Below are 11,871 nucleotides of genomic sequence, written 5' to 3' on the forward strand. Positions count from 1 at the left end.
GCTCTGACGTAAGTTTCGGAGTTGTAATTGGCCGCATAAACCAACAACGAAGTGAACGATGACTAGAAAAGCAACGACCCTGAGCCATTACACTACTCGCTTAAATACTGTTATTGATTACATCTATAACAATATTAATCGCGAACTTGATGTGATCACGCTTGCTGATCAATGCCATATGTCGACTTATCACTTTCACCGTGTTTATCGCTCAATCGCAGGGGAAACCATCAATGCAACCGTGAGAAGAATGCGACTACATGTTGCAGCAGGTATGTTAATTCGCACCCAAGACTCCATTGCAAAGGTGGCTGAGCAAACTGGCTACGCAAGTATTGAAGCGTTTAGCCGAGCATTTTCTCAACGATATAAGCAACCACCTAGCCTATTTCGCCAACATGAACAGGCTAAGGCAAAAGGCTGTGCGGCCGAGTTTTATATCATTAAGGTAGATGAGGATTCGAATATGTTTAATGTAGAAATAGGCAGTAATGAGCAAATGATGTTAATCGGACTTGAGCACCATGGCGATTACATGCAAATCGGTCAAGCATTTGAGAAGTTAAACGTACTGGCGCAGCAACAAGGCTTATTAGGTGAAGATACGCGTTTCTTTGGTGTGTATTTTGACGACCCAAAAACCGTCGAGGAAAGCAAACTGAAATCAATAGCAACAATTTTAGTGCCAAAGACAACAGCATCTCTCCCAGAGGGGTTTTGTGAATTCGCCATTCCACCGGGCAAAACAGCTAGCTTACTTTACCAAGGTGACTATGCTTCTCTTGAAACGCCTTACGAGTATCTGTTTGGACAATGGTTACCTAACAGTGAGTTTGAACCTGCCGATGTGCCTGTTATCGAAGAGTACTTAAATGATGTCAGAGATACACCACCACACGAGCTTCTCACTCGTATCACTTGTTACATTAAATAACTACTTTTTATCCTGTTCAGGGGTTAACTGATCTAAACGTGACTAAGCATCGACTGCTTAGAAAGAAAAAGGAGGGACTTCCCTCCTTCTTCTTTGTGAACCAATTAGAACCTATAGTTAAAGCTCAACTTAGCATTACGCTCGTTGCCAGGCGTACCGCCTAAAAACAATGCTTTGCTGTAATAGCGCTCATCAGTTAGGTTTTCAAGGTTGAGCTGAATATCGAACTGCTCAGCATCGAACTTAATTGCAGCATCCCAGCGGGTATAGCCATCAATGGTTGCCGTAGGCAGACCGAAAGAAACAGAGTTAATTGTTCGTTCACTCTCGTAGTTAATGCCAAGACTGTACTCTAGCGCCCCCTCAAACCAATCTACGGGTTGAGTATATTTAACCCACGTACTGGCAAACTTTTTCGGCACTCCTTTCATTTGGCCTGAGCGCTCATTCGAACGGATCTCAACAGCATCTTGATAGGTTGCGTTCATGTTCACACTGATTTGGTCGTTCAATGCTAAATTTAAGTCAAGTTCTACACCTTTTGACTCATCTTCATCATCGAAGAAATAGCGTGGAACACTCACATTGTAGTCTTCACCAGGCTGCTCGTTATACTCTGGGTTGTTATACATTAGGTTTGTGCGTTTAGTTTCAAACCACACTAATGACCCCAATAAATCTTCGTCAAACGCAGTAAAACGCACACCAATATCTAACGTTTCAGATTCCGAGTCAGGTCTGTTTTTACGGTTCGCATCAGCTTCATTTTCTAGGCTACCCAGTACACTGTATGCAGTACGACCCTTTGCCATATTTACAAAAGCAGAAAGCTGAGAAGTCACTTGATAATTCAAGCCAATATTATACGTCATACCAGCATCATCAGTGTCCAGCTCTTCACTCTCTTCAGGTGAGCGGTCAGTCCCTAAATGCTGATATTTTTGTTCAACGCTAGTATATGCAAGGCCAGCACGAGCAGTTAGTGCATCAGTGATATACACCACTTCTTGTGCACTAATGCCATACGCCGTAAGTGTTTTATCGTAGTTACTACGTAGCGATGGGTTATAATCCTCGAATTCGCCTGTCGGCCAGTTTGGCTCGCGAATATCTAAGATATATGGAATTGAGCCTTTGCCATCGGCATCATATGCAGACCAACTTTTTAAGCGCATATCACGATTTTCATAGTTAACGCTAACTAAGTGCTCACCGCTCAAAGAACCCATATCCCAAGTTAACTGTAAATCAGCAAAGTACTGCCAAGTTTTTTCGCTGGCAACTTGACGGCGATACTCTTGACGGCGAGCTGCATAAGGATATAGCACATCATCAATCACAAGCGGGGCTCTTGGGTTTGCATTGATCACACCATTGCGCTCCCAATAAACATAATTATAAGCACCTGTTTGGCGAACAAAATCCGAATCGTAACTACGCCATAAGATCTGCTGGGTTAGCTTTGAGCTGCGATTTAAGTACCAATCATGACGAAGCTTTATCCGTAACTCTTCACCTTCATTTGGACGAGATAAAGGAGAAATAAGATTCCCATCGCCAAGATTGAAAGGCTTTAAGCCATCGCCAATACGGATTGACTCAGCAAGTTGCGCGCGCTGTTCATCATTCAGTTGTACACCTAACCACTTACCTTTCTCAGCATCATATTGTGGGTCATTTGGCAAGCGATCAGCTGTAACCAGTCCTGGTTGCCCAGTAATGCTATCCCAGTTAATAATGCGTACAGGATCGCCAATTGAATCTACTTGTTGCGAATCATCAATATAAGCCGTTGAAAGTAAAAATGAGTGCTCGCTGCTTGGGTCGAAACGTAAGCTTGCATAGATCTCGTCTCTATTAGATTCTAGATCTCGATAGCCGTCGCTACGCTCATGGTTTGCAACAACACGGTAGGCAAACTGGTCAGTAATTGCATCTGTAAAATCAACGCCCAAGCCATAAGTATTCCATGCACCCACTTTACCGTTAATTGAGAGCGCCTGTTCAAATTGAGGCTTTTTCTCGACTAAGTTGACTACACCACCTGCTGCACCAATACCATAAAGGCCAGTAGCAGGACCTTTTAACACTTCAATACTTTCGATGTTGGTTAAGGAGCGTGTTGGGTTAAAGCTGTTCCCTAAGTCAGCACCACCATACATACCATCATAGGTATAGTTTACGCCTAGACCACGAACCATTAGCGAATCACCAATACCGTAGTTATTACCTGCCTGAGATAAACCACTTACGTTGCGTAGTGCTTCTTGTAAAGTCGCTGCGCTTTGCGAATCTAGTAGCTCTTTGTCAACAACAACAACCGCTGCGGGGGTCTGCATAAGATCCATATTAGACTTAGTTGCAGTTCCAGATTGCAAAATAATTTTATTATGTTTGCCATAGACACTGATTTTTTCTATGTCTTCAGAAGCGAAAGCCGTTGTGCTTGCACCAAGTAAAGCCAACTTAACTGCAACGCATGAGGCGGAAAGAACAGAAGAGCGAGAGTATTGCATTTTTTAACTCCAAACTACGCAATTGGATCTTTCTGAAATAGCCACGAATACCTATTTCAGAAAATAATTTATCAGAGAGGGGGCGAAGTTTAGCAAAACAATAGTAATGATAACAACTATCATTTACATTTTAAATTTGTAATGTTTTTTGCAATACACGCAAAGATGATAATAAAGTGTAACGGATGGATATTTTTATTTAGCGAGAGTAATCTAACTTCGTTATTTCCTCGCTTCGCGGCTTACCCCATTTTGTAAACCGCATTAGATTAAAACAATCCTAGCAGCGTCGGATATAACTCATAACAGGTAAAGCTCACTTCAAGCCCAATCAAGACTAAAAGAAAACTGACCAGGTGCCCTACTTTTACTTTTGAACAAACATAAGCCCCTAACGGAGCACCAACGACTACAATCGGTATTGCCGCTAGCAAATAGCCGTTTATTTCACTGGTGATCGTATTGAGGTGCCACGCATTGATGCTACTTCCGATCAATGAGGTAAACGTCATCACCACGACAGAGGTTGCAGTCGCCTTTTTCACATCTGCATTATAAGCAATCACCAACAAGGCAAAGAGTGCAATATCTGCACCCGACCCTACTAATCCACTCGCGATACCTCCGATTAACGCTACGGCCATAAAGCGTAGCATTTTAGGCTGGATAAACTCACTGCTTGGTTGGTGATGTGCCTTACGCCACCATCTCAAAATCAGTGTTAGTGCAAAGCAGAGCAACAAAAAACTAAAAATAGACTTAACGAGAAGCCTTGGTGCCAGAGGCGCGATATACAATAGGCTGAGCGTTACACCAAGCGCAGCCATTGGCAACGCCATTAAAATAACGTTTTTATATACCGGAATACGGCGACAGAAAATAGTAATGGTCGCGGCCGTCATACCAAAGCTTTGTATCGCGAGAGAAAATACCTTGGCAGTAGCGGGGTCTATGTCTAATAATTTAGTCATCACAGGGAACGCAACGGCGCCACCACCTAATGCCGTTCCACCAGCCACAAACGATCCCAACGCCATGGTAAGCGCAATATGGGATTCACTGATAATTTGGCCAAGTGCCTGATAAAAGCCTTGTACCCAGATCAACGTAGCGTACACACCCAGTGTAAAAAATAACGGCCACATTGTCGGTTTTGTTATTCGTTGCAACATCATTCATCCATTACTCTAAGAGCCTTTCCTTACCATTACAGTTACCTTGCTCGCATTGCCTTTGAGCGAACGCAATTAAACATGATGAGCACATTTTTTTCAAATTAATTTTACATTAAACGTCACTCTATCTAGTCTGCAAGAAACACATCCTCAATAGTTGAAACGTACGCCTATCTCCCTTATTATAACTATAAATAATTACTTATTACTTTTTGTTATATCGGTAATTTGCTTATACCTAAAGGCTCAGTCATGACAGTAGAAACGGTGTTACCTCAAATATATCTAGATGCTAATGCAACAACCCCTGTATTAGAGCAAGCAGCAGACGCAGCATTGGTTACCATGAAAACCATGTTTGGCAACCCCAGCAGCAGCCATATTACAGGCCTTCAAGCGAAGCAACTGATGGAGCACACTCGCCAAAAAGCACGTGCTGTTTTAGGTTCTGGTCATGGTCGAGTGATCTTCACCAGCGGCGCAACCGAGGGCATCCAGACCGGCATACTATCAGCCCTTTGTGAAGTAAAAAAGAAGATACAGCCAAACAAAAAATATACGCTACTTTACGGGGCTACTGAACACAAAGCAGTGCCTGAATCACTCAAACATTGGAATCAAATTTTAGAAATTAATGCCGATGTCAAAGCCATCCCGGTTGATGGTGCAGGTAATCTGGATTTAGCGTTTATCGCCAGTGAAGTGCCTAATGCGCTAATGATTTGCACTATGGCTGTCAACAATGAAACCGGTGTATATCAAGACCTGAACAAATTAGAAGAAGTAATAAGAAAGCATAATTCAGATATTTTTTGGATGGTTGACTGTGTGCAAGCCCTGGGAAAACGCAGCTTAAACCTAGCAAGAACAACAATTGACTACGCACCTTTTAGCGGCCATAAGCTATATGCACCAAAAGGCATCGGTTTTGTTTATATTCGAGAAACCGCGCCGTTTACGCCATTTATTGCAGGAGGCGGTCAAGAGAGCGGTTTGCGCTCAGGAACAGAAAATTTGCCTGGCCTTGCCGCACTGAATGTGATTTTTGACGAACTGCTAAAAGAAAATGACAGCCAATTTGCAAGCGTAGATAAACTACACGATTTTCGAAATCAGCTGGCGCAAACACTTAAAGATGCGTTCCCGACAATTGTATTTAATAATCAATTCAGTAATAGCGTTCCAACTACACTAAACTTTGCAATTCCGGGATTTAGCTCAAAAGAAATCATGGATTTGTTCGACGCAGCAAACATCCGTGTCAGCTCGGGTTCAGCGTGCAGTTCAAAGGTAACGCGCAGTTTTGTGCTAGATGCCATGGGACTCCCTGCATGGCAAAGCGAATCGGCTATTCGACTGTCTTTTGGCCCTGCCACAACCCAAACTGAAATAGACGCGGCGTGTGAGCGCATTCTCCATTGTGCTCAGGCACTCGGTCACAGCTGTCTCATGCAAGCGGCGAATGGCGTTAACAATAAAGAAGCACTTGACGGCCTAGTACAATTTAAAGTGGGTGGTGCATGCTGTTGGCTGTTTGCAGATAAGCAGTCAAAAACGGCGATTATTATCGATCCACTTCCTGAGCTGGTAGAACGTCTTAATACGATACTGGAATGCCAGCAGCTGACACTGCTCGCAGCACTTGATACTCATGGGCACGCCGATCACGAATCGAGTCGAACCGCACTGAATTTACCAAAGCAAGCATGTGACCATTTAGGCTGGCCTACTCAAGCTACACACATTGAATTTAAAGGCCAGTCACTTGAAGCGCTAGTTATTGGTCACTACCGCCTTGCCAAACTAGCCACCCCTGGACATACGGAAGATAGCCTCACCTTTATGCTATTGGAGCAACAGCAAGGTGAGTACACCATTAGATACGTTTTTTGTGGTGACCTAATCCTGATGGGAGCACTTGGTAGGACCAACTTCTCCACCAGCTCATCACAAGCGATGCTACACAGTATTCAGCTACTTGCTCAACTTATCGAAACCGATACTTTGTTATGTCCAAGCCACGACTACAACAATGAGTTTGCAACTACCCTAGCGGCAGAGTGTAATCGTAATTTGCTATTAAACAGTGTGCTTCAACATGACGTTGCAGTTGATGTATTTGTCGAGAAAAAGGCACAAATAGACAAAAACATTGTTGATGAGGCTGGCAGCGAGATCATGTGTGGCGCAACGGTTTGCAATAAAAACCAATTTGAACTGCACGAGTACACCACAAAAGAGCTCAATGCTCACATCGCTAACAACGAAGGTGTGCTGTTAATTGATATACGTGAACCGCATGAATATGCCCTAAACCACGACAGAGCATTTGATCAAAATGTGCCCCTCACCCGCCTTACTGACTTTATTTGCAAACATAGTCAAGACAAGTCGAAAGAGTTGGTGTTGGTGTGCCGAAGCGGCAGCCGTTCACAAGTTGCCGCACAAGCACTGGCGAGACTTGGCTTTCATAATATCGGACATTTAAAAGGAGGATATGCACTCATCCCATCAGCATAACCTGTCCTATTTCCTTTCTAAAGCCCCTACAGCACTTGCTATGGGGCTTTTTTGATCTCACTTTTTATCACTACCGTATGAATACTAAAAATGACGAATACCAATTCGCTTATTTAAGTGATCATTTTGAGGCGAGAAAATCTTGTCGATAACCCCGCTACCGCGTCCTGCTATCGCCAAGGTACCTACATCCGTGTAGGCAAGACGAAAATTTTGCTATTTAACCTGAGGTTTGGATAAGGAATGTTCCAACTCATTGTTGCTAAAGAATAACTTAGTTTTTTCCTTGTCTAGCCAGAGAGTTTTAGGGAAAACAAGGCGAATTTACGCACCAATAGCTGGCTATTGGAAGTGAATTCAACGCAGTTAGCGCTAAAACTGGCTGCTAGAAAGGCATTAATTATCCGCAGCTCAGGTTATTTAGTTGTTCTAAATGAGAAATTTTTAACGCAGTTAGCGTCAGATTTGCTCCTTCAAATTGAGCAAGTATTAAGACTAATTGGTATAAACCTCAAATGGCTCATAAGAAAGTAAACCTACCTTATAAAGTATGCCCTATTTGCAAACGCCCGTTTTATTGGCGGAAAAAATGGCAAAGAGATTGGGAAAACGTTAAATACTGCTCAAAGCGCTGCGCAGCTGAGCACCGCCCAGATATAAGGCACAACAATACGTAGTCTAGAATAAAGCTTTGTAATATTTGCAAATTACAGAACAATAATATTGATAATCACTCTCATCTACAATATCATTTGCGCAAACTTAGATCATAGGGATTAATCATGCGCTCATTTAAATACAAATATCCAAGCCTTATAGCCAGTGTTGCATTGGCGTTGTCTTGCTCCGCAATTGCACAAGAGCAAACAAAACAAGATAAAGACGACATTGAAATCATCGAAGTTAGCCCAAGAGGTCTGATTTCATACGTTAGTGCTACTGCGTCAAAAACAGCAATTCCTATCGTCAAAACGCCTGTTTCAGTTTCAGTCTTAACAGCGCAACGTATTTCTGATTTAGGCGCAGAAACACTGCAAGATGCGATTGGGTATGTTGCAGGTGTTTATAATGGGCCATATGGTGTTGATACTCGAGGCGATTGGTCTAAAATTCGTGGCGTCGACCCCTTACTCTACGTTGACGGCCTGCAAAAGCTTTTTGGCAATTACAACAATACCCGTACGAACCCTTATGCGCTTGAAAGCGTAGAGATCTTAAAAGGCCCTTCATCAGTACTTTACGGACAGGGGTCTACAGGTGGTATCGTCAACGCAGTATCAAAATTGCCAAAAGCAGACACTGAAGGTGAGATCTGGGCACAAGTGGGCAACTACGACCGTAAGCAACTAGCACTTGATTACAACACCACATTTGGTGAGCAGCAAGAGTATCAGGCACGTGCTGTTGCCATGTATCGAGACAGCGGCACGCAGACCGATTATGTTGATGACAACACCCTGATGCTTGCACCAAGCTTTAGCTGGCTTGCTTCAGATGAAACTAAAATTACCTTGCTTGCCAATCTTCAGAGAAATGAATCAGGCTCTTCAACGCAATTCTTCCCGCATGAAGGCACTATTCTACCTGCACAATATGGCCAAATTCCCAGTGAACGTTTCGTCAGCGAGCCAGGTTGGGATAAATATGATACTGAGCAACAAGCGATCACCGCTATCGTTGAGCACAGCTTTGATTTAGACACACATATAAAGTTCTCCGGTCGCTACAGCGATAGTTCATCCGAGTACCGTACCATTTATTCTTGGCCACCAAAATTTGAAGCCGACAAACGCACTGTTAAGCGTATCGCCAGCCTCACCGATTCAAGTGCACGTAGTGTGACGATGGATCTTCAATTCCATAAATATTTGGAACTAGATACGGTGAGATTAACTATGGTTTCGGGTGTTGACTACCAAAATGCGGATACGGATTCTGATCGCGGCCGCGGCGTTGCTGCACCACTAGACTTATATAACCCAGTGTATGGACAAAGCACTGAGTTACCAACAGCGGTTGTCGATAACCCCGAGAATACGCTAAACAACAAGCAGCTTGGTGCTTATGCGCAAGTTACTGCGGAAGTAAACAGCTGGGTACTCAATGCGGCACTTCGCTATGATGACGTTTCAAATCAGGTGCAAACGGTAGGTGCAATCAAAAATAGTCAGAATGCCACAACAGGTAGGATCGGTGTGCTTTACCAATTTGAGAATGGCATAGCACCCTATGCTAGCTATTCTGAATCATTTAAGGCTGTATTTGGACAAAAACCACAAGGTGGCGCATATAAACCGCTTGAGGGCGAGCAAGTTGAACTTGGCTTGAAATATCAGCCAACGGGTACTGAACACCTTATCACTGCTTCTATATTTGAAATTAAAGACAAAAATCAAATACGAAAAGTTTCCCCTGAGTTTGAAGTACAAGACGGTGAAATTGCAGTAAAAGGATTAGAGCTTGAAGCCCAGCTTGAATGGCAGCACCTTGATATCTATGCCGCTTACTCTTACTTGGAAACAGAGCAAGACGTTTCTCCGCTATCATCCACAGAACTCTATGTAGCACAGGACTTGGTCACGTTAATCACAGATGATACTCAGCTCTCAGCAACACCAAAGCACTTAGCTTCAATTTGGGCAACGTACCGCGCAGATGAATGGCTTCCTGGGCTTAAGTTTGGTGCCGGTATCAGACATGTGGGAGAAACTTATGATGGCAGTCGTACAGTTGAACTAAACGGACAAACACTGCACCAGCAATTAGTGACCGACAACTTTACGCTTGTTGATATGATGATTGGCTATGACATTGAACAATATCAATTCAGTTTACAAGTCGATAATGTCAGCGATAAAACGGTGATTACCAGCTGCTTGTTCCGTGGAGACTGTTTTTACGGACAGCGTAGAACCATCAGCGCCAACGTAAAATACAAGTTTTAACGATTAAATTATAAGAACTAAATCGCCCTAGAACCGAGACCAATGGTAATAGGGCGATGACTTAAAACTGATAGCTAAAAATTAAACTGCCATCAGCACGCTCAACGTTATGTCTATCACTTTCACCATAACCTGCAACCAATTTAACCCGCCAACCTGGTTGATTGATACTGGTAAAATAGTAGCTATAACTTACACCGATACCATTTGTCGTTTCACTATCAAAGAGATCGATAAGCGGCTCGAAAATATCACATACAGTGCCCTCTTCTTTACATACTGGACCTGCATCTCTCGCCCCTAATGCGCCAAGCACCACACCTAAAGCATGTTTGTTGTTTTCAGATACCGCTTTTTCATAACCGACAGAAAACCCATCATCTAAACCGAGGAGATAATTCCCATACCATCGACTATTACTATCGGCTTGTGGAAGTGACAGTTCAATTTGACCAAAAAATGGATAGCCAGTACCAGCAGAAAAATCGACCGAATTGGCAACACTTGCGATGCTGATTAGCAAAGCAGAAATACCAAAAGTGGTCTTTATCAACGAAGAGAACATTAAATTTTCCTTATATAACTTTCGCACAAAACTAGCAGCAATCGTTCCCAAATAGAACACACCAAATGTAAATAAGTGTAATACCTATCACATCAACAAATTAGTGAGTTCTGCTATTAGCTCATCCACATCGGCGCGATTCACTCCCATATGCGTCACAAATCGCATGCCTTGATATCCTGGAGTGATATTAATGCCCTTTGCCTTTAACTGCTTTGCTATCGTAAAAAGATCGATGCCGGCTTCCACTTCAGCGAAGATAATATTTGTCTGTACTAAGTGCTTGCATGGCTTAAACCCAGGCAGTTGCTCAAGTTTATCAGCTAAATATTGCGCGTTTTGATGATCTTCCTCGAGACGCTCTACATTATGCTGCAAAGCATAAAGACCAGCCGCCGCGAGCATGCCCGCCTGACGCATACCGCCACCAAGCATTTTTCTAAGCCTTCTCGCCTTTTCTATCAATGCTTTATCACCAAGCAATAAAGAGCCAATCGGCGCGCCAAGTCCTTTAGATAAGCAAATAGTAAATGAATCAAAGTGCTTTACGATTTCTGTGATATCAACCTTTAAGGCGACTGCAGCGTTATAGACTCTTGCACCGTCAAGATGGAGCTTTAAGCTACGCTCGTCACACAGTGCTCTGGCTTGTGCGATATATTCTAGACTTAATACCTTGCCACCAATGGTGTTTTCTAAACTAAGCAGCTTAGTTCTCGCAAAATGAAAATCGTCAGGTTTAATCGCTTGCTTAATTCTTTCTAAGCAAATACTGCCATCGGCCTCGTTTTCCAATGGTTGCGGCTGAATAGAGCCAAGCACAGCCGCTCCACCCGCCTCAAATTTATAATTATGCGCCTGTTGGCCACAAAGATATTCATCCCCTCTTTCACAATGGCTCATCAGTGCAAGCAGGTTTGCTTGCGTGCCTGAGCTGGTAAACAGCGCAGCTTCAAAACCATGACGCTCAGCGGCAAACTGTTCAAGTGCATTCACTGTCGGATCATCACCATAAACATCGTCACCAAGCGGCGCGTCAAACATGCTTTGTTTCATGGTGGGGGTCGGTTGCGTAACCGTATCAGATCTAAAATCCATCAATCTTATCCTTGTCAAAAGAGGAGCGCACAGCATAACTGAAAAACGCGCATTGAAGTATAAAACAAGGTGAAAAAGGGAGTTGTTCACTCCCTTCAAGATCCGTTACTTTTGCAGT

General features: G+C 43.2%; 8 protein-coding genes. 4 read left to right on the forward strand and 4 right to left on the reverse strand.

What is annotated here, in order from left to right; genetic code table 11:
• Nucleotides 1–58: 58 nt before the first annotated feature.
• Entirely contained in the window at nt 59–934 is an 876-nt protein-coding gene (locus GSF04_RS02000; RefSeq protein ID WP_045964527.1) for an AraC family transcriptional regulator, read from the forward strand.
• A gap of 104 nt (nt 935–1,038) precedes the next feature.
• Here the strand turns inward: GSF04_RS02000 and GSF04_RS02005 are convergent, their stop codons facing one another.
• Together GSF04_RS02005 and GSF04_RS02010 are read right to left on the reverse strand one after the other, a co-directional pair.
• Nucleotides 1,039–3,450: a TonB-dependent receptor gene (locus GSF04_RS02005; RefSeq protein ID WP_211857354.1), complete on the reverse strand. Its 2,412-nt coding sequence runs from the start codon at nt 3,448–3,450 to the stop codon at nt 1,039–1,041.
• A gap of 269 nt (nt 3,451–3,719) precedes the next feature.
• Nucleotides 3,720–4,625 carry a sulfite exporter TauE/SafE family protein gene (locus GSF04_RS02010; RefSeq protein WP_239360048.1) on the reverse strand — a complete coding sequence of 302 codons (906 nt, stop codon included), beginning with the start codon at nt 4,623–4,625 and terminating at the stop codon, nt 3,720–3,722.
• 252 nt (nt 4,626–4,877) lie between these two features.
• Between GSF04_RS02010 and GSF04_RS02015 the strand changes: the two genes are divergently transcribed.
• From GSF04_RS02015 to GSF04_RS02025, 3 genes are all read left to right on the forward strand, one after another.
• Entirely contained in the window at nt 4,878–7,145 is a 2,268-nt protein-coding gene (locus tag GSF04_RS02015) for an aminotransferase class V-fold PLP-dependent enzyme (protein WP_211857355.1), read from the forward strand.
• A 515-nt stretch (nt 7,146–7,660) separates the two neighbouring features.
• Nucleotides 7,661–7,822: a DUF2256 domain-containing protein gene (locus GSF04_RS02020; RefSeq protein ID WP_084204152.1), complete on the forward strand. Its 162-nt coding sequence runs from the start codon at nt 7,661–7,663 to the stop codon at nt 7,820–7,822.
• A 105-nt stretch (nt 7,823–7,927) separates the two neighbouring features.
• Nucleotides 7,928–10,090: a TonB-dependent siderophore receptor gene (locus tag GSF04_RS02025; protein WP_211857356.1), complete on the forward strand. Its 2,163-nt coding sequence runs from the start codon at nt 7,928–7,930 to the stop codon at nt 10,088–10,090.
• A 61-nt stretch (nt 10,091–10,151) separates the two neighbouring features.
• Here GSF04_RS02025 and GSF04_RS02030 read toward each other — a convergent pair whose 3' ends face one another.
• Both GSF04_RS02030 and ltaE read right to left on the reverse strand, forming a co-directional pair.
• Nucleotides 10,152–10,655 carry a hypothetical protein gene (locus tag GSF04_RS02030; RefSeq protein WP_211857357.1) on the reverse strand — a complete coding sequence of 168 codons (504 nt, stop codon included), beginning with the start codon at nt 10,653–10,655 and terminating at the stop codon, nt 10,152–10,154.
• Between the two features lie 87 nt (nt 10,656–10,742).
• Nucleotides 10,743–11,753 carry a low-specificity L-threonine aldolase gene (ltaE, locus tag GSF04_RS02035; RefSeq protein WP_211857358.1) on the reverse strand — a complete coding sequence of 337 codons (1,011 nt, stop codon included), beginning with the start codon at nt 11,751–11,753 and terminating at the stop codon, nt 10,743–10,745.
• Nucleotides 11,754–11,871 lie beyond the last annotated feature (118 nt).

It is taken from the genome of Pseudoalteromonas sp. A22 (genome assembly GCF_018141345.1).
Classification (GTDB): Bacteria; Pseudomonadota; Gammaproteobacteria; order Enterobacterales; family Alteromonadaceae; genus Pseudoalteromonas; species Pseudoalteromonas maricaloris.